Source organism: Streptomyces sp. cf386, from assembly GCF_900103585.1.
Lineage (GTDB): Bacteria > Actinomycetota > Actinomycetes > Streptomycetales > Streptomycetaceae > Streptomyces.
In genome coordinates this window covers 296,256-322,313 of record NZ_FNHV01000007.1, presented here as the reverse complement: position 1 = coordinate 322,313, position 26,058 = coordinate 296,256, and the positions used below count along the sequence as shown (strand labels likewise).

Here is a 26,058-nt window from a genome sequence, read left to right as displayed (position 1 = left end):
AAAAAACGCACGTACTTCCGGGGGTAGGCTCGACAACGGCCGGCCGACGCCGAGTACGCCGGCAGCCGGTGGGCGTGTGTGCCCGTGACACCGGCAACCGACATGTGGAGAGGAGCCCTGACCCAGGGTGAGCACCAAGCCGACCACCACAGACCTCGAGTGGACCGAATTGGACCAGCGGGCCGTAGACACCGCCCGTGTCCTGGCCGCGGACGCCGTACAGAAGGTCGGTAACGGCCATCCGGGTACGGCGATGAGCCTGGCGCCTGCCGCCTACACCCTCTTCCAGAAGGTGATGCGGCACGACCCGGCGGACGCCGACTGGGTCGGGCGCGACCGCTTCGTGCTGTCCGCCGGCCATTCGTCCCTGACCCTCTACACCCAGCTGTACCTGGCCGGCTTCGGCCTGGAGCTGGACGACCTGAAGGCGTTCCGGACGTGGGGTTCGAAGACCCCCGGTCACCCGGAGTACGGCCACACCACGGGCGTCGAGACGACGACCGGCCCGCTGGGCCAGGGTGTCGCCAACGCCGTCGGCATGGCGATGGCCGCCCGTTACGAGCGCGGTCTGTTCGACCCGGAGGCCGCCGAGGGCACCTCCCCCTTCGACCACTTCGTCTACGCCATCGCCGGTGACGGCTGCCTCCAGGAGGGCATCTCGGCCGAGGCGTCGTCGCTGGCCGGCCACCAGAAGCTCGGCAACCTCGTGCTGCTGTGGGACGACAACCACATCTCGATCGAGGGCGACACCGAGACGGCGGTCTCCGAGGACGTCGTCAAGCGGTACGAGGCGTACGGCTGGCACGTGCAGCGCATCGCCCCGAAGCCGGACGGCGACCTCGACCCGCACGCCATCTACAACGCGATCGAGGCCGCGAAGCAGGTGACGGACAAGCCGTCCTTCATCGCCATGCGCTCGATCATCGCCTGGCCGGCACCGAACGCGCAGAACACCGAGGCGGCCCACGGCTCGGCGCTCGGCGACGACGAGGTCGCGGCCACCAAGCGCGTCCTCGGCTTCGACCCGGAGCAGTCCTTCGAGGTCACCGACGCGGTCATCACCCACACCCGCAAGGCACTGGAGCGGGGCGCCGACGCGAAGGCGGAGTGGGAGAAGTCCTTCCAGCTCTGGCGTGACAAGAACCCCGAGCGCGCCGCGGAGTTCGACCGGATCAGCCAGGGCGAGCTGCCCACCGGCTGGGAGGAGAAGCTCCCGGTCTTCGAGCCCGGCAAGGGTGTCGCCACCCGTGCCGCGTCCGGCAAGGTGCTGCAGGCGCTCGGTGCGGTCGTCCCGGAGCTGTGGGGCGGCTCGGCCGACCTGGCCGGCTCCAACAACACGACGATCGACAAGACGTCGTCGTTCCTCCCGGCGGACAACCCGCTGCCGGAGGCGAACCCGTACGGCCGCACGATCCACTTCGGCATCCGCGAGCACTCCATGGCCGCGGAGATGAACGGCATCGCGCTGCACGGCAACACCCGTATCTACGGGGGTACGTTCCTCGTCTTCTCCGACTACATGCGCAACGCCGTCCGTCTGTCGGCGCTGATGCACCTGCCGGTGACGTACGTATGGACCCACGACTCCATCGGTCTGGGTGAGGACGGCCCCACCCACCAGCCGATCGAGCACCTCGCGTCCCTGCGCGCCATCCCCGGCCTCAACGTCGTCCGCCCGGCGGACGCCAACGAGACCGCGATCGCCTGGCGTGAGATTCTCAAGCGCTACACGAAGGAGTTCGGCAAGGGTGCCCCGCACGGGCTCGCGCTGACCCGTCAGGGTGTGCCGACGTACGAGGCCAACGACGACGCCGCGCGCGGCGGTTACGTGCTGTTCGAGGCCGAGGGTGGCGAGCCCGAGGTCGTCCTCATCGCGACCGGTTCCGAGGTGCACGTCGCCGTCGAGGCACGCGAGCAGCTCCAGGCCGGCGGAGTGCCGACGCGGGTCGTGTCCATGCCGTCCGTGGAGTGGTTCGAGGAGCAGGACCAGGGGTACCGGGACAGCGTCCTTCCGCCGGCCGTCAAGGCGCGGGTCGCTGTCGAGGCCGGTATCGGTCTGACCTGGCACAAGTACGTCGGGGACGCGGGTCGCATCGTTTCCCTGGAGCACTTCGGTGCTTCGGCCGACGGCAAGGTCCTTTTCCGCGAGTACGGCTTCACTGCCGAGAACGTGGCCGCCGTAGCGCGGGAATCCCTCGCCGCAGCCCAGCGCTGACGCTGATATACGAGACGTAGGAGTTTGATTTTCCATGACAGACGCACTGAAGCGCCTCTCCGAGGAGGGCGTCGCGATCTGGCTGGACGACCTGTCGCGCCAGCGCATCACGTCCGGCAACCTCGCCGAGCTGATCGACCAGCAGCACGTCGTGGGTGTCACGACCAACCCGTCGATCTTCCAGAAGGCGATCAGCGGCGGTGACGGCTACGAGCAGCAGGTCGCCGACCTCGCCGCCCGCAAGGTGACGGTCGAAGAGGCGATCCGCATGATCACCACGGCGGACGTCCGGGACGCCGCCGACATCCTGCGCCCGGTCTTCGACGCCACCGGCGGCCAGGACGGCCGGGTCTCCATCGAGGTCGACCCGCGGCTCGCGCACAACACGCGTGCGACCGTCGCCGAGGCCAAGCAGCTGGCCTGGCTGGTCGACCGTCCGAACACCCTGATCAAGATCCCGGCCACCAAGGCGGGTCTCCCGGCGATCACCGAGGTCGTCGGCCTCGGCATCAGCGTCAACGTCACGCTGATCTTCTCGCTGGAGCGCTACCGCGAGGTCATGAACGCCTACCTCGCGGGCCTGGAGAAGGCGAAGGAGCGCGGGCTCGACCTGTCGCTCATCCGCTCGGTGGCGTCCTTCTTCGTGTCCCGCGTGGACACCGAGATCGACAAGCGCATCGACGCCCTCGGCACCGACGAGGCCAAGGCCGCGCGCGGCAAGGCGGGCGTGGCCAACGCGCGCCTCGCCTACCAGGCGTACGAGGAGGTCTTCTCCTCGGACCGCTGGAGCGTGCTGGAGAACGCGGGCGCCAACAAGCAGCGTCCGCTGTGGGCGTCGACCGGCGTGAAGGACCCGGCCTACAAGCCGACCCTCTACGTCGACGACCTGGTGGCGCCGAACACGGTCAACACCATGCCCGAGGCCACCCTCCAGGCCACGGAGGAGAAGGGCGAGATCACCGGCAACACCATCGCCGGCACCTACGCCCAGGCCCGTGCCGACCTGGACGCCGTCGAGAAGCTCGGTATCTCGTACGACGACGTGGTGCAGCTGCTGGAGGACGAGGGCGTCGAGAAGTTCGAGGCGTCCTGGAACGACCTGCTCAAGTCGACCGAGGCGGTACTCGAGCGCCTCGCCCCCTCGGAGGGCTGATCCCTTGCCACCCTTCAACGTCACTGAAGCGAACCCGCTTCGTGACGCCGCCGACCGACGGCTCCCGCGTATCGCGGGGCCGTCGGGCCTGGTGATCTTCGGCGTTACGGGCGATTTGTCACGTAAAAAGCTGATGCCCGCCGTGTACGACCTCGCCAACCGGGGTCTGCTGCCGCCGGGCTTCTCGCTGGTCGGCTTCGCCCGCCGCGAGTGGGCCCACGAGGACTTCGCACAGGAGGTCCACGACGCGGTCAAGGAGCACGCCCGCACCCCCTTCCGCGAGGAGGTCTGGCAGCAGCTCATCCAGGGCATGCGCTTCGTGCAGGGCACCTTCGACGACGACGATGCCTTCGAGCGGCTGCGCGGCACCATCGAGGAGCTGGACAAGGCACAGGGCACGGGCGGCAACTTCGCCTTCTACCTGTCGGTGCCGCCGCGTTCCTTCCCGGTGGTCATCCAGCAGCTGAAGAAGCACGGCCTCGCCGATCAGACGAGCGGCTCCTGGCGCCGTGCGGTCATCGAGAAGCCCTTCGGCCACGACCTGAAGTCGGCCGAGGAGCTCAACAAGGTCGTCCACGAGGTCTTCGCCCCGGACCAGGTCTTCCGTATCGACCACTACCTGGGCAAGGAGACCGTCCAGAACATCCTGGCGCTGCGGTTCGCCAACACGATGTTCGAGCCGATCTGGAACCGGTCCTTCGTCGACCATGTGCAGATCACCATGGCCGAGGACATCGGCATCGGCGGCCGGGCCGGCTACTACGACGGCATCGGCGCCGCCCGTGACGTCATCCAGAACCACCTGCTCCAGCTCATGGCCCTGACGGCCATGGAGGAGCCTGCGTCCTTCGACGCGGACGCGCTGGCGGCGGAGAAGACCAAGGTCCTGGGCGCCGTACGGCTGCCGAAGGAGCTGGGCCGGGACACCGTGTTCGCGCAGTACGCGGCCGGCTGGCAGGGCGGCGAGAAGGCGGTCGGGTACCTCCAGGAGGAGGGCACCGACGCCAGGTCGAAGACCGACACCTACGCCGCGATCAAGCTGGGGATCGACAACCGCCGCTGGGCGGGCGTCCCCTTCTATCTGCGCACCGGCAAGCGGCTGGGCCGCCGGGTCACCGAGATCGCGGTGGTCTTCCAGCGCGCCCCGCACTCCCCCTTCGACACGACGGCCACCGAGGAACTGGGCCAGAACGCGATCGTCATCCGCGTCCAGCCCGACGAGGGCGTCACGGTCCGCTTCGGCTCCAAGGTGCCGGGCACGTCGATGGAGATCCGGGACGTGTCGATGGACTTCGCCTACGGCGAGTCCTTCACGGAGTCCTCGCCCGAGGCGTACGAGCGACTGATCCTCGACGTCCTGCTCGGCGACTCCAACCTCTTCCCGCGCACCGAGGAGGTCGAGCTGTCCTGGAAGATCCTCGACCCGATCGAGGAGTACTGGGACACGCACGGCAGGCCCGCCCAGTACCCGTCCGGTACCTGGGGCCCCGTCGAGGCGGACGAAATGCTCGAGCGAGACGGACGGAGCTGGCGCCGGCCATGAAGATAGACCTCACGGACACCACTGCCAGCAAGATCAACAAGGCGCTGGTGCAGGGGCGGCGGGCCATCGGCACACCGGCCGTCGGCATGGTGCTCACGCTGGTCATCGTCACGGACGAGGAGAACGCGTACGACGCCCTCAAGGCGGCGAACGACGCCTCGCACGAGCACCCCTCGCGCACGCTCGTCGTCATCAAGCGCGTCTCCCGCTCGCCCCGCGACCGTACGCAGTCCCGGCTGGACGCCGAGGTGCGGGTGGGCGCGGACGCGGGCTCCGGCGAGACGGTGATCCTGCGGCTGTACGGCGAGGTGTCCGACCACGCGCAGTCGGTGGTCCTGCCGCTGCTGCTGCCGGACGCCCCCGTCGTCGTCTGGTGGCCGGTGAACGCGCCGCTCGACCCGGCGAAGGACCCGCTGGGCGCGCTGGCCCAGCGCCGGGTGACGGACACGTACGCCTCGGAGCAGCCGGTGCGGGAGCTGTCGTCCCGCGCCGACGCCTACACGCCGGGCGACACCGACCTGTCCTGGACCCGGATCACGCCGTGGCGTTCGATGCTGGCGGCGGCCCTGGACCAGGTGGTCTGCGAGGTGCAGGCCGTCGAGGTGGAGGGCGAGGAGTTCAACCCGAGCTGTGAGCTGCTGGCGATGTGGCTCGCGGACCGGCTGGACGTCCCCGTGAAGCGGTCGCTGTCGTCGGGCCCCGGTCTGACGGCGGTCCGTATGAACACCGACTGCGGCCCGATAGTGCTCGACCGGGCGGACGGCTCCCTGGCGACCCTCTCCATCCAGGGCCAGCCGGACCGCGCGGTGGCGCTGAAGCGGCGCGAGACGGCCGAGCTGATCGCGGAGGAGCTGCGGCGGCTCGACCCGGACGACACCTACGCGTCGGCGCTGCGGTTCGGGGTGGAGCGGCTGAACTCGGTGCCGGCTGCGGCGGTTCGGGGCGGGGGCGCCGCCGAGGCCGCCGAGGCCGCCGTGGCCAAGGCCGTGCAGGCCGTGGCCTTGGCCGAGGCTGCCGTGGCCAAGGCCGAGGAGTCGCCCGCGGAGGCGGAAGGGCCGGCCAAAGGAGAACCGGCCGGAGGGCCCGCCCAGATCGCTGCGAAAGCACCCGGGAAGGAAACGGCGGCGCAGGAAGTGACAGCGCCGGAACCGGTGAAGAAGGCGGCGGCGAAGTGAGCACTCCGCAGCTGGTCGTGCACCACGACAAGGATCTGATGGCGCAGGCCGCGGCGGCCCGGCTGATCACGAAGATCGTGGATGCCCAGGCGTCCCGGGGCTCGGCATCGGTGGTCCTCACGGGCGGTCGCAACGGCAACGGCCTGCTGGCCGCGCTGGCGGCCGCCCCCGCGCGGGACGCCATCGACTGGGGCCGCCTCGACCTGTGGTGGGGCGACGAGCGTTTCCTCCCCGAGGGCGACCCCGAGCGCAACGTCACGCAGGCCCGCGAGGCCCTGCTGGACGCGGTGCCGCTGGATCCGAAGCGGGTGCACGCCATGCCCGCCTCGGACGGCCCGTTCGGCGCGGACGTGGAGGCCGTGGCCGCCTCCTACGCGGACGAACTGGCCAGGGCGGCCGGCCCGGAGAACCACGGTGCGGTCCCCACGTTCGACGTCCTGATGCTGGGCGTGGGCCCCGACACCCACGTCGCCTCCCTGTTCCCGGAACACCCCGCGGTACGGGAGACCCAGCGCACGGTCGTCGGAGTCCACGGCGCCCCGAAGCCCCCACCGACCCGCGTCACCCTCACGCTCCCCGCGATCCGGGCGGCACGTGAGGTGTGGCTGCTGGCGGCGGGCGAGGACAAGGCCCAGGCGGCGGCGATCGCCCTGTCGGGTGCGGGCGAGATCCAGGCGCCGGCAGCGGGGGCGTATGGGCGTTCCAGGACATTGTGGCTGCTGGACTCGGCGGCGGCGTCTCAGTTGCCGCGGTCCATGTATCCGCCTGCTTCGCCGTGAGTGAGGGGGCGGCGGGGGCATTTTCTCGCCCCCGCCGCCCCTACCCGTCCCATCCCCAGGGGCTCCGCCCCCTGGAGCCCCGCTCCTCAAACGCCGGAGGGGCTGGATTTTGGACGGGCTGGATTTCGAGACCGCCACCTTTCAACGCCGGTCCGGGCATTTCAGCCCGTCCGGCGTTTGAGGACAAGGCCCCTTAAGGGCCGATAGCGGGGGTCTGGGGGCGGCAGCCCCCAGGACCGGGGTCGAAGGGGCGGCACCCCCTGGAGGATGGGACGGGTAGGGGCGGCGGGGGCGAAAACCCCTACTTCACCGACCCCGCCATCACCCCCTGCACAAAGTGCCGCTGAAACGCGAAGAACACGACCACCGGCACCACCAGCGACACGAACGCCCCCGGCGCCAGCACATCGATGTTGCTCCCGAACTGCCGTATCTGCGACTGGAGTTCAACGGTCAGCGGCTGCGACGCACTGTCGGCGAACAGCAGCGCCACCAGCATGTCGTTCCACACCCACAGGAACTGGAAGATGGCGAGCGAGGCGATCGCCGGCCGCCCCACCGGAAGCACCAGCCGCGTGAAGATCCGCCACTCACTGCCCCCGTCCATCCGTGCCGCCTCCAGCATCTCCTTCGGCATCTCGGCGAAGTAGTTGCGCAGCAGGAACACCGCGAACGGCAGCCCGTACGCCACATGGAACAGGACGACACCCGGAATCGTGCCGAACAGTCCCAGCTGGCCGAAGAGTTTGGCGACCGGGAGAAGTCCGATCTGCACGGGCACCACGAGCAGCGCCACCACGACCAGGAAGATCGCCTCACGCCCGGGGAAGTCCAGCCACGCGAAGGCGTACCCGGCGAGCGCGGCGATGACCACGACCAGCACGGTCGCCGGCACCGAGATCAGCACGGTGTTCCAGAAGGCCTGGCTGATCCCGGCGTTCGCCAGCAGCGCCGAGTAGTTGTCGAAGGACAGCTGGCCGGGACTGCTGAACACGGTCCACCAGCCGCCCGTCGCCGTGTCCTCGGCGGACCGCAGGGACGACAGGAACAGACCGGCGAGCGGCGTCAGCCACACCAGCCCGATCACCACCAGAATCGCCTGGACGACCCCGTTACCCAGGCCGCGCCTGACCGCGTTCATCGCTGACTCCCTCGGAAACGACGGACGTTGAAGACCATGGCCGGGATGACGAGCAGCAGCAGGAGCACACCCAACGCGCTGCCCAGCCCTTGGTTGTTGCCGCCGCCGAACGACACCAGCCACATCTGCGTCGCGAGCACGGTCGCGTCCTCCTGCACCGGCCCGGGCGCGATGATGTAGACGAGGTCGAAGACCTTCATCACGTTGATCACCAGGGTCACGAAGACCACCGTCAGCACCGGCGCCAGCAGCGGCACCGTGATCCGCCGGAAGATCTGCCACTCGTTCGCGCCGTCCATCCGGGCCGCCTCCAGCGCGTCCCGGGGAAGGGCCGAGAGGCCGGCGCCGATCAGGACCATCGCGAAGCCCGTCCAGATCCACAGGTACGCCCCGATGATCGCGGGCGTGACGAGCGTGGGCCCGAGCCACGAGATGCCCTCGTAGGGGGCGGCGAAGTTCGACGCCGGCAGTTTCACCGTGTAGGAGCCGTCGTCCAACCCCTCGAAGCGGAACGAACCGTCGGCCGCCGTGGTCGTCGAGGCGACCGCCTCCCCGGCCCGCACCGCCTCGACCGTCATCTCCGGCAGCCCGCTCTCCCGCCGGTCGACCTTGCCCTGCTCCCCTCCCCCACCGGGCGTGAAGTCGAGGTACACGACGCCGCTCAGTTCGCCCGGTGCCGCCTTCCGCTCCGCCGCGGCATACGCCGGCCGAGCGTCCTCCGGGAGATCCGCGGGCAGCACCCCGACCAGGCCCAGCGTCACCGCCTCGCCCGGCGACGCGCTCGCACTCGTGCGGTACGAGCCGTCCGCGGCCTTCGTCAGCCCCTGCCCGTCGCGCGACCGGGCGGTCGGGTACGTCGACGTGCCCTGGAAGGCGTCGTGCACGGAGACCACGGCGGCGTTCAGTACGCCCTTGTCGGGGTCCTCGTCGTACGCGAGCCGGAAGATGATGCCGGCCGCGAGGAAGGACACGGCCATCGGCATGAACAGCAGCAGCTTGAAGGCGGTGGCCCAGCGGACCTTCTCCACCAGTACGGCCAGGATCAGGCCGAGGCCGGTGAGCAGGGCCGGGGCCACGACGACCCAGATCGTGGTGTTTCGGATGGCTTTGAGCGTGGCCGGGTCGCGGAACATCTCGGCGTAGTTCTCGCCGCCCACGAAGCGGGTGCCGGAGGCGTCGAAGAAGCTGCGTCCGACGGAGAAGAGGACGGGGTAGACGACCAGGGCGCCCAGCAGGAGCAGCGCGGGGAAGACGAAGAGCAGGGCGATGATCCGGCCGCGCCGCCGCGAGCGCCGGGCGCGTTCCTTTCCGGCGCCCGCGGCGGCCCCCCGGCTCGCCTCTTTCACGAGAGTGGCGGTCATGTCAGGTCAGCCCTGGCTCTCGTACGCCTTGGCCGCCGCGGCCTCCAGCTTCGCCGCGGTCCCCTTCGGGTCCGACGGGTCGCGCAGGAAGTCCTGCAGGAGCTTCCACTCGCCCGCGCCCTTGGTGCCACCGAATGCCGCGGGGGCCTGGTCGGACATGTCGAAGCGGACCGAATCACCCGCCGCGACAAGGGACTTGGCGGTCGCACGGGTGACGTCGTCGCCGTACGACGCGAGGTCGACGTTCTTGTTCGGGGACAGGAAGCCGCCCGCCTCGGCCCACACCGCCGCTGCCTCCGGCGTCGCCAGGTACTCGAGGAGCGCCATGCCGGCCTTCTGGTTCTTGCCGTCCTTCAGGACGACGGCCGCGTCACCACCGCTGACCACCGGCGCCTTGCCACCGCCGACCGCGGGGAACGGGAAGAAGTTCGCGTCCTCGCCGATCGCCTTGCCGAACTGGTCCTTGGCGACGCCCGCGACGAAGTCGCCCTCGTAGACCATGCCCGCCTCGGGCTTCGGCCCGAACACCTTCTCCACCGAGCCCGGGAAGTCGGTGTTGAGGGCCCCCTTCTGGCCGCCCGCTATCAGCTGCTTGTCCTTGAACAGCTTGCCGAGGGTGGTGAGCGCCTCGACCACGGACGCGTCGGTCCACTTCAGCTTGTGCGCGGCGAGGGCGTCGTACTTCTCGGGTCCCGCCTGGGAGAGGTAGACGTTCTCGAACCAGTCGGTGAGCGTCCAGCCGTCCTGTCCGGCGACCGAGAAGGCGGCGAGGCCCGAGTCGGAGACGGTCTGTCCTGCCTTCAGCATGTCGTCGTACGACTTCGGCGGCTCGACGCCGGCCTGGGCGAGGGCGTCGGGGCTGTACCAGACGGTCGACTTGTGGGCGGCCTTGAAGTAGAGCCCGTAGAGGTTGCCGTCGACGCTGCCGTAGTCCTTCCACACGGGTGCGAAGCCCGCGTCCACGGACTTCTGGGCCGTGCCGGACAGCGGCTTCAGCCAGTCGTTCTGCGCGAACTGCTTCAGGACACCGACCTGCGGGACCATCACCACGTCGGGGGCGTTGCCGCCCTCGATCTTGCTGCCGACGACGGTGGAGACGTTGTCCCCGGTGGACACGAACTGGGTCTTGGCGCCGGTCTTCTCGGTGAAGGCGTCCAGCACCTTCTGGAAGTTCTTCTGTTCGGTGCCGGTCCAGACACCGGCCACGGTGATCGTCTGACCGCTGAGCGCCTTGTCGCCGCCGCCCGCGGAGACCGGCCCGCCGCCACAGGCGGTCGCGCCGAGTGCCAGGACGAGAGCGGTACAGCCGGTGAGCAGGGTGGTACGTCGTCGCATCATCGTTGATGTCCCTTCGAGAATGGGGAAACTGACGGGGGTTCAGAGGGCCGGGATCACTGGCGGAGGCTCAGCGGACCGGGTCGCCCGCGGAGGGTTCAGAGGGCCGAGGACTCGGTCCCGTCGCTCATCCACCAGGCCGCAGTGGAGCCGGGCAGCACCCCGGCCGGGCAGGGGCCGCTCGACAGCAGCGGCGTACCGGAGACCGGCGCGGGCGTGGGCGCCGTACCGAAGTTGACGGCGCAGACGAGGCCGTCCCCGCGCACGAAGGCCAGGACGCCGGGCGGGCTGTCCAGCCAGCGCAGGGTGCCCTCGCCCAACTGGGGCAGTGCGGCGCGCAGTTGGAGACCGTCGCGGTACAGGTGCCAGAAGGAGCGGGTGTCGGCGAGGGCGCGGTCGGTGGCGTACTCGGCGAAGTACTCCGGCTGCGGCAGCCACGGCTTGGCGCTCTCCGCGCCGGAGGTGAAGCCGAACGGCGACGCCTGACCCGACCACGGCAGCGGCACCCGGCAGCCGTCGCGGATGCGGGCCCGGCTGCCGGTACGGCGGAAGATCGGGTCCGTGAGCACGTCGTCGGGCAGATCGACGACCTCGGGCAGACCCAGCTCCTCGCCCTGGTAGATGTACGCGGCTCCGGGCAGCGCCAGCATCAGCAGTGCGGCGGCGCGGGCACGGGCGGCGCCGAGGCCGCTGCCCTCGGTGGCGGGTTCGCCGTAGCGGGTGACGGTGCGGACCTGGTCGTGGTTGTTGAGGACCCAGGTGACCGTCGAGCCGGTGCCGGCGATGTCCTGCATGGCCTCGGAGATGACCTTGCGGAAGGCGTCGGCCTCCCAGGGGGCGCTGAGCAGGTCGAAGAAGAAGGCCTGGTGGAGTTCGTCGGAGCGGACGTAGAGGGCGTGCTCGCGGGCGGTCGGGACGGACACCTCGCCGACGAGGAGGCGCTCGCGGCCGTCGCGGGCGGTGTACTCCTCGCATATGGAACGCCACTGGCGCCACACCCGGTGCACCTCGGGCTGGTTCCAGGCGAGCGGGTTGACCGAGTCGCGGGTGCGGGCGTCGGCCTCCGGGTCGTCCGAGTCCGGGAGCTCAGGGTGCTTGTAGAGGCCGGCGGCCACGTCGATACGGAAGCCGTCGATGCCCCGGTCCAGCCAGAAGCGCAGGATGCGGTCGAACTCGGCGCCGATCTCGGGGTTGCGCCAGTTCCAGTCGGGCTGCTCGGGCGCGAACATGTGCAGGTACCACTGGCCGGCCCGCCCGTCCTCCTCGGTCACCCTGCTCCAGGCCGGGCCTCCGAACATGGAGTGCCAGTTGTTGGGCGGCTCGTCGCCGTCGACGCCACGGCCGTCGGCGAAGTGGAAGCGGGCGCGGGCGGCGCTGCCGGGTTCGGCGTTCAGCGCCTCCTCGAACCACGCGTGCTCGCTGGAGCAGTGGTTGGGGACGATGTCGAGCAGCACCTTGATGCCGAGCCGCCGGGCCGCCGCGACCAGCAGGTCGAACTCGGCGAGGTCGCCGAAGAGGCGGTCCACGTCGCAGTAGTCGGCGACGTCGTAGCCGTGGTCGTGCTGCGGCGAGGGATAGAACGGGCTCAGCCAGATGCCGTCGACACCGAGCTTCTTCAGGTACGGCAGTCCGGCGCGGACTCCGGCCAGATCGCCGATGCCGTCTCCGGTGCTGTCCAGGAAGCTGCGGACATACACCTGGTAGATCACCGCGTCGCGCCACCAGTGGTACTTACTCAACATGTATGCATGTTAGGTAGGCGTGTCGCGGAGATGTCAATGAAAGGAACACAGGCTACTGCCGAGTCACAGCGCCAAATACGGACTTATAGGGGCACTGGCCTGCCAGATGAGACGTCCCCGTTACTTAACAAGTAACTAGCGAACGGGCCGAACTATCGACTGGAGACGGCCGCCAGCTCCCGCGCCAGCCGCCGCACCGCCGCCTCCGGCGTCTCCCGCCCGGTCATCGCGTCGCGCACGACCGCCTGCACCACCAGGCTCACCTGGTCGTAGCGCGGACTCTTGGGGCGCGGCGCAGCCGTGAGCACGCTCTCGCGCAGGGTCGGCAGATACGGGAACTCCCGCACCAGCTCGGGATCTTCGTAGAGGTCGGCCCGTACGGGCGGCAGCGCCCCGCGCGCGAGAACCTGGCGCTGGACGCGCTCGGTGGTCAGGTACGCGATCAGGCGGGCGGCCGAGTCGGGGTGCCGGGCGTGGGTGCTGACGGCGAGGTTGGAGCCGCCCAGGACACTCGTCCCGGGCCCGTCCGGCCCCGGCAGCGGTACGGCGCCGATCTTCCCGGCGACCGGCGAGCCCTTGGCCGACGCGACGACATAGGCGTACGGCCAATTGCGGAGGAACAGCAGGCGCCCGTCCTGGAAGGCCTGCTTGGACTCCTCCTCCTTGTAGGTGAGTGCCCGCTTCGGGATCCAGCCCTCGCGTACGCCGCGGGAGAGGAAGTCGATGCCCGCGCGGGCACCCGTCGAGTCGACGGTGACGCGCTCGCCCTCGTCGCCCAGGATCGAGCCGCCCGCCGAGTAGACCGCCTCGGCGGCGTTGACGGTGAGGCCCTCATACGGCAGGAACTGACCCGCATAGCCGTCGAGCCCGTACTTGGGCGCGATGGTTTTCGCGGCGCGTTCGAGTTCGGCCCAGGTTCTGGGTGGGTCGACGCCCTCCTTGGCGAGGATGTCCTTGCGATAGAGGAGGAGGCCGGCGTTGGTGACGTACGGGACCGCGTACAGCCGGTCGTCGTAGGTCGCCGTGTCCACGACCGGTGGCAGGAAGGTGTCCAGCGGGAAGCGCTCGCGCGCCAGCGGGCGGATCCAGCCGTGCGCCGCGAACTCCGAGGTCCAGCTGACGTCGATATTGAGCATGTCGAAGCGTCCGCCGCCGTCGCCACCGTCGCGCAGGTCGGTGATCATCTGCGCGCGGGTCTCGTCGGCGGAGTCCGGCAGCTCGACGAGGGTGACCTTCTCGTCGGGGTGGGTGCGGTTCCAGCCCTCCAGGAGGGGGCCGAGATAGCCGGTGAGGTCACCGGCGGTGGCGAGGGTCAGGGGCCCTCGGCCGCTTCCGGCGCCCTCGTCGGCGTGGCCGCCGGCGGTGACGTAGCCGGTCATGACCACGACCAGAACGAGAAGGCCCCTACCGGCGGCATGGATCCACCGCATAGGTTCCTCCTTGCACACCGGCCCCGGTCGTCTTCGCCCTGGGTCAGAGGCCATGTATACCTGTTAGGTATGCGCGATACTAGGCCTCGCGGCACATTACCCAGATGCTAGGAGGAGAGCACGAGTGCGGCTGCCCCTCCTGGCCCTGCTGGCGCGCGGCCCGGCACACGGCTACGAGCTGAAGCAGGACCTTGAGCAGACGCTGGGCTCCGCGTACCCTCAGCCGAACGTCGGCCAGATCTATGTGACCCTCGGCCGTCTCGAGAAGCAAGGGCTGATCGAGGGCGAGGATGTCGAGCAGTCCAGCCGGCCCAACAAAAAGGTCTACCACCTCACCGACGCCGGGCGGGAGGCGCTGCGCGCCTGGTTCGAGGAGCCCGAGGACGAGCCGCGGGTGCGGGACGAGTTCTTCATGAAGCTGGCGCTCGCCCCGCAGAGCGGCCTCGCCGACCAGGTCGCCCTCATCAACAGACAGCGGCGCCAGTACCTGAACACCATGCGTCAACTGTCGAAACTGGCCGCCGCCGAAGACCGGGACAACCGCATCGCCCACCTGCTGATAGAGGGCGCGATGCTGCATCTGCAGGCCGACCTCGACTGGCTTGAGCGGTGCCAGGAAGAGCTGGAGGAGTTGGAGTGAGCGACGATTCCACTCCCGTGCTGCCCGCCGAGAGCCCTGTGCCCGGCGCCGAGAACCCGGGGCAGCGGGCCGAAAGCCCTGTGCTGCGGGCCGAGAGCCTGGTCAAGACGCATTACGGCGAGGGCGCCCCGGCGCATGCCGTGCGGGGGGTCGATCTTTCCGTCCGGCAGGGCGAGTTCGTGGCCGTCACCGGTCCGTCCGGTGCCGGAAAGTCGACCTTGCTGCATCTGCTCGGCGGGTTGCAGCGGCCCGACAGCGGCAGCATCTGGCTGGACGGCGAGTGCGCCGACGCGTGGCGTGAGGCCCGCTGGGCGGTGGAGCGCAGGAAGCGCATCGGGATCGTCTTCCAGTTCTTCAACCTGGTCTCCGACCTCTCCGTCGCCGACAACGTCGAGCTGCCCGCGCTGCTGGCCGGCGTCCCGCCGAAGCGGGCCCGCGCCGAGCGGACGGAACTGCTGGCCGAGCTGGGTCTCGCGGGCAAGGAGCGGAGCATGCCGGGCGAACTGTCCGGCGGCGAGCAGCAGCGGGTCGCGCTGGCCCGGGCCCTGGTCAACCGTCCCCCGCTGCTGCTGGCCGACGAGCCCGCGGGGAGCCTGGACAGCAAGGGCACGCGTGAGGTGATGCGGCTGCTGTCCCGCTTCCACCAGCGCGGCCAGACGATCGTGCTCGTCACCCATGACGCCCGCCTGGCGAGCGCCGCGGACCGGGTGATCAGCTTCTTCGACGGCCGGATAGCCGACGACGCCGAACTGGACGGCGGCACACCTCCGCGCCGGGCCGGGATCTCGGGTGTGCTGGAGCTCAGGGACTGACATGCGGATGTACGACCACTGTCCGGTGTCCGGGCCGAGGGGCTGAGGCCCATGCGAGCCATTCTGCGCTGGGCGCACTCCGATCTGCGGACGCACCGCGGCGAGGCGCTGTTCCTCGTGCTGGCCACGGCCGGGATCGTCGTGTCGCTGTTGCTGGCCACGGCGCTCTTCGGTTACGCCACCAACCCCTGGCAGCGCGTCTTCACCCAGGCGCACGGTGCACACGTCTGGCTGCACACCGGCTCCTCCGCCGACACCGGGAAGCTGGCCGAGCTCGACGGTGTCGAGTCCGTCGCCGGCCCCTACCCCACCGCCGACACCACCCTCGCCGCCCGCGGCACCCGCGCCTCCGTCGAACTGCGCGGCACGCCCGAACGCCCCTCCGTCGACCGCCCGCTCCTCGCCTCCGGCCGCTGGCTGGACCCCGCGAACCCCGACGGCGTCGTCCTGGAGAGCCGCCTGGCCCGAGCCCTCCTGGCGACACCCGGCGACACCCTCACGCTGCCCGGCAGCGGGTCCGGTACCGGCACCGACAGCGGGGCAGGCACCAGCGCCGACAGCCGTGCCGGCACCAGCGCCGACAGCCGTGCCGGCACCGGCTCGCCTCGGACCTTGACCGTCCTCGGCATCGCCGACAGCGCCGAGCCGCGCTACCGGGCGGGCGAGCAGCCGGGGCTCGTCTGGGCGCAGCCGTCCGCCGTGCCCGACCCGGGCGGCCAGGTGATCGGGCTGCGCCTGACGGACCCCGACGACACGGACTACGCCGTCCAGCGCGCCGTGACCGTGCTGGGCGCGGGCGCGGTCGGCGAGGTCTCCACCTGGCAGCAGGCGCGCTCCGAGGCGCAGGGCGACAACCGGCTGCTCGGGCAGGTGCTGGGGCTGTTCGGGCTGGGCGCGCTGGTCGCGGCCGGACTCGCCGTGCACGGCGCGATCGGCACCCGTATCCGCGGCCATCTGCGGGACATCTCGGTGCTGAAGGCGATCGGCTTCACCCCGGGTCAGGTGGTGCGCGTCTTCCTGCTCCAGCACCTGGCCTACGCGCTGCTCGGTGCAGTGGCCGCGGCATCGCTCATCCAGGCCCTCGGCAGCCGGATCCCGGGGCGGCTCGGGGACGCGGTCGGGGTGTGGCAGGGGCTGCCCGGGCACACCGTGGCGCTGTTCGTGGTGCCGGTGGTCGCGGTGCTGTTCATCTCCGCGACCACCGGGCTCGCGGCATGGCGCGCGGGGCGGGTGCCCCCGGTTCCGGTGCCACGGCCCGCGGCTCCGCTCGGCGGGCGGCTCTCCGGTGCGGCCCGGCAGGCGCTCGGACTGCGGCTGCCGCCCGCGCTGGTGCTGGGCTGGCACCGGGCCTTCACGCGCCGCCTGCGGTCGCTGGCCACGGTCGCCCGGCTGGCGCTGCCCCTGCTGCTGATCGTGGTGGCGATGAGCGCGTGGACCACCATCGAGCGCTTCGACAGCAGGCCCGACCAGATCGGCCTGCCGACCGCCCTCACCGCCCGCGCCGACTCCGGCCTGGCCGACCCGGACGCCCGCGCGCTGCTGGAACGCGATCCACAGGTCGCCGCCGCCTACCCGGGCGTCGAGGTGGCCGCCCTGGTCCCGGGGCAGACGGCCACCATCGCCCTGCGCGGCCTCGGCACCCACCAGGACCCCTACCCGTACGCCCTGGCCGAGGGCCGCGCACCGCAGAGCCGCGACGAGGCGGTGGCCGGGCAGGGGCTGCTCGACCTGCTGGACGTGCAGGTCGGCGACTGGGTTCGGATGACCGTCGGCGACCAGCCGCAGATCCTGCACATCGTCGGCCGCGGCATCGAGCCGGAGAACGCCGGCCGGGTCATCTCCACCTCCCTCGACACCCTCCGCGAGAACGATTCCGCTCTCGGCCCCACCCTCTACGAGCTCCGGCTCAGCCCCGGCGCGGACCCTCAGCAGGTCGCCGACCGCCTGGCCACCACCGGTCAAGGACGCCTGGACGTCCACGCCGTCCCGAACCCCGCCGACGGCCTCTCCCCCCTGCGCGGCGTGGTCGTGGGCCTGATCGCCATCCTGGCCCTCATCGGCCTCATCGAACTGCTGACGGCGATCGGCGGCACCGTCCGCGAGAGCGAACGCGACCTGCTGGCCCTCAAGGCCATCGGCCTCTCCCCACGCCAGATCACCGCGATCACCGTCACCTCCACGACTTGCACCGCCCTGGCCGCCGTCGTCATCGGCACCGCCCTGGGCACACCCCTCGCCCACTGGCTGATCGACGCCCAGGGCAGATCGAGCGGCATCGGCGCCGGAATCGCCCAGGGCCCGTCCCTCGCTCTCCTCCTGCTCTTCGGCACCGCAGCGGTCACCGGCGCAGCCGCCCTCGCCACCGTCCCCGCCTCCCGCGCGGCCCGCCACCGACTCGCGGACACGCTGAGCGCGGTTGCCTGACCGGCGGGCTCGGCGCGTTTCGGACGGTCAGCCGCCGTAAGGGCCTGCGCCGTGGGGCGGCTGCGGTGGGCTGTACGGCGGCTGCGCGGCGTACGGGTTCCGGGGCCCGGCGCGTAGGGGTTGCCCTGCGGCGGTACGAAGCCGTTCGGGGCGTACGACGGTGGCTGCGGTGTTAGTGACGGGGACGGTGCCGGTGATGGTGACGGCAGGGTGGCCGGGTGTGCCGCCAGCCGGATGCCGTACCGCTGCTCCAGCCGCCTCATCTCCAGCAGCGCGATCCCGGTGACCGTCACCGGGGCGCCCAGGATGAAGAAGACGCCCAGGGCGAGGCCGAGTCCGTGCAGGTCACCCGTGATGAGATCCGGGATGGCCATGAGCCATGTCGTCACCGTGGCGAGCAGCGGCGGCAGACAACGGTGCGTCGCAGCGGTGCCGAAGAAGTTCCCCGAGATCCGGTAGGCACCGGCGATCACGAAGAAGCCCATCCACAGCCCCACAAGGCTGAACAGCATCTTCCCGAGGATCCCGAACACATCCCCGACCCGGAAGAGCATCACCGTCAGGAACGCCGAACCGATGAACAGCAGCAGCAACTTCAGCGACCTGACCAGCGGCTCCCGCAACTGCCCCACCGTACCGGCGCCGGAGCGCCGCCACAGGTAGAGCATCACGCCGACCGCGAGCGGTGTGATGAACAGCAGGACGACACAGGCGGTGGCCGCGTTGTCCAGCATCTCGTCGAAGGCGAAGCCGCCCTCGACGAAGGTGTAGACACCGAATGCCGCGACCGCGCCCGCGATGACGCGGGCCTTCTTCAACGCGTCCACCGAAGGGTCCAGCGACTCCGGGATCCAGACCGGATGGAACATCGCCCGCGCCACATGATGGGGCTTCAGGAACGACCGGGCGTTCAGCGCGCCCCCCGGTCCAACTCCCTTGTGGATTCGTCACTTCACACTCCCCCGAGTGATCGTGTTCATGATCGACGAGGGAGTCTACGGGAAGCGGACGACCGGATGCCGCCCGCTCTCCGCGTCCCCGGTCACTGCCGTCCGCGCAGCTCCCGGTACTTGGCGACGAGCGCCTGAGTCGACGCGTCCAGCCCCGGCACCTGGGCGCCCTCGGTCAGCGCGGGCTCGACCCGCTTGGCGAGGACCTTGCCGAGTTCGACGCCCCACTGGTCGAAGGAGTCGATGTTCCACACCGCGCCCTGCACGAACACCTTGTGCTCGTACAGCGCGATCAGCTGCCCGAGCACCGACGGGGTCAGCTCGCGGGCGAGGATCGTGGTCGTCGGGTGATTGCCCTTGAACGTCTTGTGGCTCACCAGCTCCTCCGGCACCCCTTCAGCACGCACCTCCTGAGGCGTCTTGCCGAACGCCAGCGCCTGCGTCTGGGCGAAGAAGTTCGCCATCAACAGGTCGTGCTGTGCCTTGAGTTCGTCGCTCATCTCGGCGACCGGCTCGGCGAAGCCGATGAAGTCCGCCGGGATCAGCTTGGTGCCCTGGTGGATCAGCTGGTAGTACGCGTGCTGTCCATTGGTGCCCGGAGTGCCCCACACGATCGGCCCGGTCTGCCAGTCGACCTCCCGCCCGTCGCGGCCGACGTACTTGCCGTTGGACTCCATGTCCAGCTGCTGGAGATACGCCGTGAACTTCGACAGGTAGTGGCTGTACGGCAGCACCGCGTGCGACTGGGCGTCCTGGAAGTTGCCGTACCAGATGCCCAACAGGCCAAGCAGCAGCGGCACGTTGGCCTCGGCGGGCGCGGTGCGGAAGTGCTCGTCGACGATCCGGAAGCCGTCGAGCATCTCGCGGAACCGGTCGGTCCCGATGGCGATCATCAACGACAGCCCGATGGCCGAGTCGTACGAGTAGCGCCCACCGACCCAGTCCCAGAACTCGAACATGTTCGCCGTGTCGATCCCGAAGTCAGCGACCTTCTCGGCGTTCGTCGACAGGGCCACGAAGTGCTTCGCGACGGCCTCCGGCCCTGCCTTCAGCTCACCCAGCAGCCAGTTGCGCGCGGACTTGGCGTTGCTGATCGTCTCGATCGTGGTGAAGGTCTTGGACGCGATGACGAACAGTGTCTCGGCGGCGTCCAGGTCACGGGTCGCCTCGTGCAGGTCGGCGCCGTCGACGTTCGACACGAAGCGGACGGTGAGGTCGCGGTCCGTGTAGCTGCGCAGCACCTCGTACGCCATCGCCGGGCCGAGGTCGGAGCCGCCGATGCCGACGTTGACGATGTTCCTGATGCGCTTGCCGGTGTGGCCGGTCCAGGCGCCGGAGCGGACCCGCTCGGCGAAGTCGGCCATCTTGTCGAGTACGGCGTGCACTCCCGGGACGACGTTCTCCCCGTCGACCTCGATCACCGCGTCACGCGACGCCCGCAGCGCGGTGTGCAGCACGGCGCGGTCCTCGGTGGTGTTGATCTTCTCGCCGCGGAACATGGCGTCCCGCAACCCGAACACGTCGGTGGCGGCGGCCAGCTCGCGCAGCAGCCGCAGCGTCTCATCGGTGACCAGGTGCTTGGAGTAGTCGATGTGCAGGTCGCCGACCTGCAGCGTGTACCCCGCACCGCGGCCCGGGTCGGCGGCGAACAGCTCCCGCAGCCCCACCTCGCCCAGCTCCTCACGGTGCTTGGCCAGCGCGGTCCACTCGGGCGTCCGGTTGAGCCTGGTACGGCCGTCTGCGTTCATGTCCGACTTCAGCCTTCTTTCGTGCCTGTCCCAGCTGTTCCAACCTAATTGATCAGCGCGAGGCGTGACCCGTCATGGCGTCGTCGTCCGGCGCAACAACAGGTACGTCCGCCTTGCGCGCCGGTATCAACGAGGTGACGGCGAGGGCGAAGAGCACGGCCGCCAGCAGGGCGGGCCCGTTGAGCCCGAACGCCCCGGCCACGGCACCGCCGAGCAGGGCACCGATCGGGGCACCGGATGTCGAGGCCGTACGGAAGGCCGAGGCGATGCGGCCCACCATGGACTCGGGGCTGCGCTGCTGCATGAGCGTGACCTGATTGACGTTCCACACCATGCCCATGGCGCCCAGCAGCGCCATCCCCACCAGGAGGCCGGCCAGGTGGCGCACGGCCCCCGTGAGCAGCAGCGACAACGTCTGGACGGTTCCCGCCAGCAGCAGCGCCCCCAGCCGACCGGTCCTGCGCGCGATCCGCTGGGCCACGAAACCGCCGGCCAGGCTGCCGGCCGCGTACGCCGTCATCGCCGCCGCGTACGCGGCGTGGCCCCCGTGCAGCCAGTGCGTCACATGCAGCACCAGCGTGGCGATCAGGGCACCCATGCCGATGTTGCACAGCACTGTGGCCACACAGGCCGCCCGCAGCGCCCGGTCTCCCCAGAGGGTGCGCAGCCCGTCCCGGATCTCGGCCCGCAGTGTGCTGCCCGCCGGGCGTGGCCCCCGCTCGGACGGCCGTATCCGCAGGGACGCCACCAGAGCAGCGGCCAGCAGATAGGTGCCCGCGTCGGCCAGGAACGGCATGGCTGCCCCGGTCGCGAGCAGCAGCGGCACGACCGGGCCGGCCAGCAGGCTGCCCGCGAGTTGCTGGCCCGTCATCAGCCGGGCGTTGGCGCTGCCCAGGGCTTCGCGCTGCACCAGGGACGGGAGCAGCGCGGTGGACGCGTTGTCGAACAGTGTCTGGAGTGTCGTCAGTGAGAAGGCGAGGACCAGCAGCAGAGGGATCGACGCGTGTCCGAGTCCGACGGCGAGCGCGAATCCGGCGACGAGCAGCCCTCGTACCAGATCGACCGACCACATCGCGCGCCGCTGGTCCACCCGGTCCACCACGGCCCCGCCGAGCAGTCCGAAGAGCAGCCAGGGCAGATAGCCGCAGGCGGTGACCGAGGCGATGATCAGGGGATCGTCCGTGAGCTGCACGGCGAGCAGCGGCAGCGCGGTCGTACGCAGCGCGTCTCCGAAGCGCGAGACCACGGCAGCGGTCCACAACCGCCCGAATCCCCCACGCCACGCGGGCGCGCCCACCCCCGCCGCCTCAGCCGTCGCCACAACTCCCCCTCGCGGTCCATCGATGCAGAAGATCGATACACAAACCGTAGAGGGCACCACTGACAATCGGTCCGCGAGCGGCTCGGCGCCGGTGCGTCAAACAGGTCCGGCCAGGTGCCCGCAGGCACCCGGCCGGTCCTCAATTCCTAGATCTCGCCCCGCAGTTTGGCGAGTGCCTCGGCGAGGATCGCCTCGCCGTCGGCGTCGCTGCGCCGTTCCCGTACATACGCCAGATGCGTCTTGTAGGGCTCGGTGCGCGGCGGGTCCGGCGGGTTGTCCCGGTCCTGCCCGGCGGGAAAGCCGCAGCGCGGGCAGTCCCAGGTTTCGGGGACCTGCGCGTCGCTGGCGAAGCTGGGCTGGGTCTCATGCCCGTTGGAGCACCAGAAGGAGATGCGCAGCCGGGGCGCGGACTCGCCCCGCTCGGCCTCGCCCATCGGCCCCGCCCCGACCCGGCTTCCTCGGATCGCGTTGCCACTTGCCACGGTCGTAACTCCCTGCGTGATGGTGCCGCAAAGCGAGTCGGCGTTTCGCTTCGCTGCGAGCGCCTCAGTCTACGTAAGGCCCAACGCGCGTCCAGTGATTGGAGTTACATAGCCCCTACACCAAGACGCAAGCCCCATGATAGGCCGCGCTCAGCTGCGCGTACCGAACATGGGGCCATACGTGCGGATTGTGCGTGCCGGTCAGTTGTTGACCTTCATCATGATGCCGAGCACGACAATGCACGCGAACCAGAGCAGACCGACCACCACGGTGATCCGGTCGAGGTTGCGCTCGGCGACCGAGGAGCCGCCGACGGACGACTGCATGCCGCCACCGAACATGTCGGAGAGACCGCCGCCCTTCCCCTTGTGCATCAGCACCAGCAGCATCAGCAGCAGGCTGAAGACGATCAGGGCGATGGAGAACCCCAGAACCACGGCTGGACCAACTTCCTCGGATTCGGATAACGACGGGGGTCGAAGCTCATTCTGTGAGCCTCATGCTCACATTCCAAGCCCCGACCCCCGCAAGGGTACGACGAATCGCCGTTACCGCATACTCACTGGTCGCGGAACCGCACGATCTTGACGAACTCGTCGGCGTCCAGGGACGCGCCCCCGACCAGGGCGCCGTCGATGTCGGCCTGCGCCATGATCTCGGCGACATTGCCGGACTTCACGGAGCCGCCGTACTGGATGCGGACCTTGTCGGCCAGGTCCTGCGAGTACAGCTCGGCGATCTTGCCGCGGATGGCGGCGCAGACCTCCTGGGCGTCCTCGGCGCCGCAGACCTTGCCGGTGCCGATGGCCCAGACGGGCTCGTAGGCGACGACGATGGTCTCGGCCTGCTCCGCCGAGAGGTCCTTCAGACCGCCCTCGACCTGGGCGAGGGTGTGGGAGACGTGGTTGCCCGCCTCGCGGACCTCCAGCTCCTCACCGACGCACAGGATCGGGGTGAGGCCGTGCTTGTAGGCGGCCTTGACCTTGGCGTTGACGATCTCGTCGGTCTCGGCGTGGTACTGGCGGCGCTCGGAGTGGCCGATCGCCACGTACGTGCACTTCAGCTTGGCCAGCATCGGGCCGGAGATCTCGCCGGTGTAGGCGCCGGAGTCCTGTGCCGAGATGTCCTGGGCGCCGTACTTGATCTTCAGCTTGTCGCCGTCGACCAGGGTCTGCACGGAGCGCAGGTCGGTGAAGGGCGGCAGGACGGCGACCTCGACGGCCTCGTAGTCCTTGTCGGCCAGGGCGAAGGCGAGCTTCTGGACGTGGGCGATGGCCTCGAGGTGGTTGAGGTTCATCTTCCAGTTGCCCGCCATCAGCGGCGTGCGCGTGCTCATAAAGAGTCAGTCCTCCAGTGCGGCGAGGCCGGGGAGCGTCTTGCCCTCGAGGTATTCGAGGGAGGCGCCGCCACCGGTCGAGATGTGGCCGAATGCAGTCTCGTCGAAGCCCAGGGTGCGGACGGCCGCGGCGGAGTCGCCGCCGCCGACCACGGTGAAGCCCGGGGATTCGATGAGGGCCTGGGCGACCGCCTTGGTGCCCTCGGCGTAGTCGGGGTGCTCGAAGACGCCCATGGGGCCGTTCCAGAAGACGGTGCCGGCGTCGGCGAGCTTCGAGGCGTACAGCTTGCGGGTCTCCGGACCGATGTCCAGGCCCTCCTGGTCGGCCGGGATGGCGTCCGCGGCGACGGTCGTGGGGTTGGCCGGGGCCTTGGTCTTCAGGTCCGGGAACTCGGTGGAGACCAGGACGTCGACCGGCAGGACGAGCTCGACGCCGGTCTTCTCCGCGCGCTCGATGTACTCCTGCACGGCCGGGATCTGGTCCTCCTGGAGGAGGGAGATGCCGACCTCGTGGCCCTTGGCCTTGAGGAAGGTGTACGCCATGCCGCCGCCGATGAGGAGGCGGTCGGCCTTGCCGAGCAGCTGGTCGATCACGGCGAGCTTGTCGGAGACCTTGGCGCCACCGAGCGCGACCACGTACGGCCGCTTCACGTCCTCGGTGAGCTTCTTCAGGACGCCGACCTCGTTGGCGATGAGGTGACCGGCGTAGTGCGGCAGGCGCGCCGGGAGGTCGTACACCGAGGCGTGCTTGCGGTGCACCGCGCCGAAGCCGTCACCGACGTAGACATCGACGAGGGCGGCGAGCCGGTCGGCGAAGGCGCCGCGCTCGGCGTCGTCCTTGCTCGTCTCACCGGCGTTGAAGCGCAGGTTCTCGACCACCGCGACCTGGCCGTCGGAGAGGCCCGCGACCGTGGACGTGGCGGACTCGCCGACCGTGTCGGTCGCGAACGCGACATCGGCGCCGAGGAGTTCACCCAGGCGCGCGGCGGCGGGCGCGAGGGAGAACACCGGGTCCGGAGCGCCCTTGGGGCGGCCCAGGTGCGAGGCGACGACGACGCGCGCGCCCGCCTCGGCCAGCGCCTTGACGGTGGGCAGCACGGCGCGGATACGGCCGTCGTCGGTGATGGTGGTGCCGTCCAGCGGCACGTTCAGGTCGGCGCGGACGAAGACCCGCTTGCCGGCGACGCCTTCGGAGAGAAGTTCGTCGATCGTCTTCATGAAGGGGACTCCTGAGAAGGGCTCGTGATCGCTCGGAAACGCTCGTGATCCAACAGGTCTGATCTGCACGTGAGTCAGGGCTCGGGCGACGCGTCCCTGCGCCGCCCGAGCCCTGCACTCACATCAAGGTGCCTGCTCTGGATATCAGAGCTGGTTGCCGACGAAGACCGTGAGGTCGACGAGGCGGTTGGAGTAGCCCCACTCGTTGTCGTACCAGCCGAGGATCTTCACCGAGTTGCCCTCCTGGACCATGGTCAGGGAGGAGTCGAAGGTGCAGGAGGCCGGGTCGCTGACGATGTCCGAGGAGACGATCGCGTCCTCGGTGTAGGCCAGGTAGCCCGCCAGGTCGCCGTCCTCGGAGGCCTTCTTGAACGCGGCGTTGACCTCGTCCTTGGTGACCTCGCGCTGCAGCGTGACGACCAGGTCGGTGGCCGAACCGGTCGGGACCGGGACGCGCATGGCGATGCCGTCCAGCTTGCCCTTGAGCTGCGGGAGGACCAGGGCGGTGGCCTTGGCGGCGCCGGTCGTGGTCGGGATGATGTTCTCGGCGGCGGCGCGGGCGCGACGCAGGTCCGAGTGCGGGAAGTCCAGGATGCGCTGGTCGTTGGTGTACGCGTGGACCGTCGTCATCAGACCCTTGACGATGCCGAAGTTCTCGTCGAGGACCTTGGCCATCGGCGCCACACAGTTGGTGGTGCAGGAGGCGTTGGAGATGACGTGGTGGTTCGCCGGGTCGTACTTGTCCTGGTTGACGCCCATCACGATGGTGATGTCCTCGTCCTTGGCCGGAGCCGAGATGAGGACCTTCTTGGCGCCGCCGGCGAGGTGCTTCGCGGCGTCGGCCTTCTTCGTGAAGATGCCCGTCGACTCGATGACGATGTCGACGCCCAGCTCGCCCCACGGGATGTCGGCGGGGTTGCGCTCGGACAGGACTTTGATGGTGTGCCCGTCGACGGTGATCGTGTCGGCGGTGTGCGACACCTCGGCCTTGAGGCGGCCGAGGATGGTGTCGTACTTCAGCAGGTGAGCCGTGGTCGCGGTGTCACCCAGGTCGTTGACAGCCACGATCTCGATGTCAGCGCCCTGCTCCAGCAGCGCGCGGAAGTAGTTGCGACCGATACGACCGAAGCCGTTGATGCCTACGCGGATCGTCACGAACCGATCTCCTCGTTGGTACGCCGGCCATGCGGTGCCGGCGAGCTCTATTTGGGATGTCCCCGACCGCCTACGACCCTACCTCTCTGAAGCCGCC

The 26,058-nt window shown here is 69.9% G+C and carries 20 protein-coding genes; 8 read left to right on the top strand and 12 right to left on the bottom strand.

Annotated elements, in window-relative coordinates:
• Positions 1–127 precede the first annotated feature (127 nt).
• From tkt to pgl, 5 genes are read left to right on the top strand one after another with little or no spacing between them, the layout of a single operon-like run.
• Positions 128–2,215 (top strand): transketolase, encoded by a 2,088-nt coding sequence (gene tkt, locus BLU79_RS20140; RefSeq protein WP_093907200.1) that lies wholly within the window; start codon positions 128–130, stop codon positions 2,213–2,215.
• Positions 2,216–2,249: 34 nt separating this feature from the next.
• Positions 2,250–3,368: a transaldolase gene (gene tal, locus BLU79_RS20135; protein WP_093907199.1), complete on the top strand. Its 1,119-nt coding sequence runs from the start codon at positions 2,250–2,252 to the stop codon at positions 3,366–3,368.
• 4 nt (positions 3,369–3,372) lie between these two features.
• Entirely contained in the window at positions 3,373–4,911 is a 1,539-nt protein-coding gene (zwf, locus tag BLU79_RS20130) for a glucose-6-phosphate dehydrogenase (protein ID WP_093907198.1), read from the top strand.
• Positions 4,908–6,086 carry a glucose-6-phosphate dehydrogenase assembly protein OpcA gene (gene opcA, locus BLU79_RS20125; protein WP_093907197.1) on the top strand — a complete coding sequence of 393 codons (1,179 nt, stop codon included), beginning with the start codon at positions 4,908–4,910 and terminating at the stop codon, positions 6,084–6,086. Before zwf ends, opcA begins: the two co-directional genes overlap by 4 nt.
• Complete coding sequence (pgl, locus tag BLU79_RS20120) at positions 6,083–6,865, top strand: 6-phosphogluconolactonase (protein WP_093907196.1); 783 nt, start codon at positions 6,083–6,085, stop codon at positions 6,863–6,865. Before opcA ends, pgl begins: the two co-directional genes overlap by 4 nt.
• Before the next feature lie 301 nt (positions 6,866–7,166).
• Here pgl and BLU79_RS20115 read toward each other — a convergent pair whose 3' ends face one another.
• From BLU79_RS20115 to BLU79_RS20095, 5 genes are all read right to left on the bottom strand, one after another.
• The gene (locus BLU79_RS20115; RefSeq protein WP_093907195.1) at positions 7,167–8,006 is read right to left on the bottom strand and encodes a carbohydrate ABC transporter permease; all 840 of its coding nucleotides are present in this window, start codon (positions 8,004–8,006) and stop codon (positions 7,167–7,169) included.
• The gene (locus BLU79_RS20110; protein WP_093907194.1) at positions 8,003–9,367 is read right to left on the bottom strand and encodes an ABC transporter permease; all 1,365 of its coding nucleotides are present in this window, start codon (positions 9,365–9,367) and stop codon (positions 8,003–8,005) included. The genes BLU79_RS20115 and BLU79_RS20110 overlap by 4 nt, the downstream gene beginning before the upstream one ends.
• A gap of 6 nt (positions 9,368–9,373) precedes the next feature.
• Positions 9,374–10,705 carry an ABC transporter substrate-binding protein gene (locus tag BLU79_RS20105; protein WP_093907193.1) on the bottom strand — a complete coding sequence of 444 codons (1,332 nt, stop codon included), beginning with the start codon at positions 10,703–10,705 and terminating at the stop codon, positions 9,374–9,376.
• A 95-nt stretch (positions 10,706–10,800) separates the two neighbouring features.
• Positions 10,801–12,444, bottom strand: coding sequence for a glycoside hydrolase family 13 protein (locus tag BLU79_RS20100; RefSeq protein WP_177001093.1), 1,644 nt, complete (start codon positions 12,442–12,444; stop codon positions 10,801–10,803).
• 152 nt (positions 12,445–12,596) lie between these two features.
• The gene (locus BLU79_RS20095; RefSeq protein WP_093907192.1) at positions 12,597–13,874 is read right to left on the bottom strand and encodes an ABC transporter substrate-binding protein; all 1,278 of its coding nucleotides are present in this window, start codon (positions 13,872–13,874) and stop codon (positions 12,597–12,599) included.
• 124 nt (positions 13,875–13,998) lie between these two features.
• On the opposite strand from BLU79_RS20095, the gene BLU79_RS20090 reads away from it, so the two are divergent.
• The 3 genes from BLU79_RS20090 to BLU79_RS20080 are packed head-to-tail and all read left to right on the top strand — an operon-like array spanning position 13,999 to position 17,750.
• A complete protein-coding gene (locus BLU79_RS20090) occupies positions 13,999–14,514 on the top strand; it encodes a PadR family transcriptional regulator (protein ID WP_093907191.1) in 516 nt (171 codons plus the stop codon).
• 20 nt (positions 14,515–14,534) lie between these two features.
• Positions 14,535–15,326 carry an ABC transporter ATP-binding protein gene (locus BLU79_RS20085; RefSeq protein ID WP_371131901.1) on the top strand — a complete coding sequence of 264 codons (792 nt, stop codon included), beginning with the start codon at positions 14,535–14,537 and terminating at the stop codon, positions 15,324–15,326.
• A gap of 51 nt (positions 15,327–15,377) precedes the next feature.
• A complete protein-coding gene (locus BLU79_RS20080) occupies positions 15,378–17,750 on the top strand; it encodes an ABC transporter permease (RefSeq protein WP_093907190.1) in 2,373 nt (790 codons plus the stop codon).
• Positions 17,751–18,792: 1,042 nt separating this feature from the next.
• On the opposite strand, the gene pgi is transcribed toward BLU79_RS20080, so the two are convergent.
• From pgi to gap, 7 genes are all read right to left on the bottom strand, one after another.
• Positions 18,793–20,448: a glucose-6-phosphate isomerase gene (gene pgi / locus BLU79_RS20070; RefSeq protein ID WP_093907189.1), complete on the bottom strand. Its 1,656-nt coding sequence runs from the start codon at positions 20,446–20,448 to the stop codon at positions 18,793–18,795.
• Positions 20,449–20,500: 52 nt separating this feature from the next.
• Positions 20,501–21,769, bottom strand: coding sequence for an MFS transporter (locus tag BLU79_RS20065; RefSeq protein WP_177001092.1), 1,269 nt, complete (start codon positions 21,767–21,769; stop codon positions 20,501–20,503).
• Positions 21,770–21,915: 146 nt separating this feature from the next.
• Positions 21,916–22,251, bottom strand: a complete 336-nt coding sequence (locus tag BLU79_RS20060; RefSeq protein ID WP_003976875.1) for an RNA polymerase-binding protein RbpA — start codon at positions 22,249–22,251, stop codon at positions 21,916–21,918.
• A gap of 201 nt (positions 22,252–22,452) precedes the next feature.
• A complete protein-coding gene (gene secG, locus BLU79_RS20055; protein WP_016826779.1) occupies positions 22,453–22,683 on the bottom strand; it encodes a preprotein translocase subunit SecG in 231 nt (76 codons plus the stop codon).
• 128 nt (positions 22,684–22,811) lie between these two features.
• Complete coding sequence (tpiA, locus tag BLU79_RS20050; RefSeq protein ID WP_093907187.1) at positions 22,812–23,588, bottom strand: triose-phosphate isomerase; 777 nt, start codon at positions 23,586–23,588, stop codon at positions 22,812–22,814.
• Positions 23,589–23,594: 6 nt separating this feature from the next.
• Entirely contained in the window at positions 23,595–24,806 is a 1,212-nt protein-coding gene (pgk, locus tag BLU79_RS20045) for a phosphoglycerate kinase (RefSeq protein ID WP_093907186.1), read from the bottom strand.
• Between the two features lie 144 nt (positions 24,807–24,950).
• A complete protein-coding gene (gene gap, locus BLU79_RS20040) occupies positions 24,951–25,961 on the bottom strand; it encodes a type I glyceraldehyde-3-phosphate dehydrogenase (RefSeq protein ID WP_093907185.1) in 1,011 nt (336 codons plus the stop codon).
• Positions 25,962–26,058 lie beyond the last annotated feature (97 nt).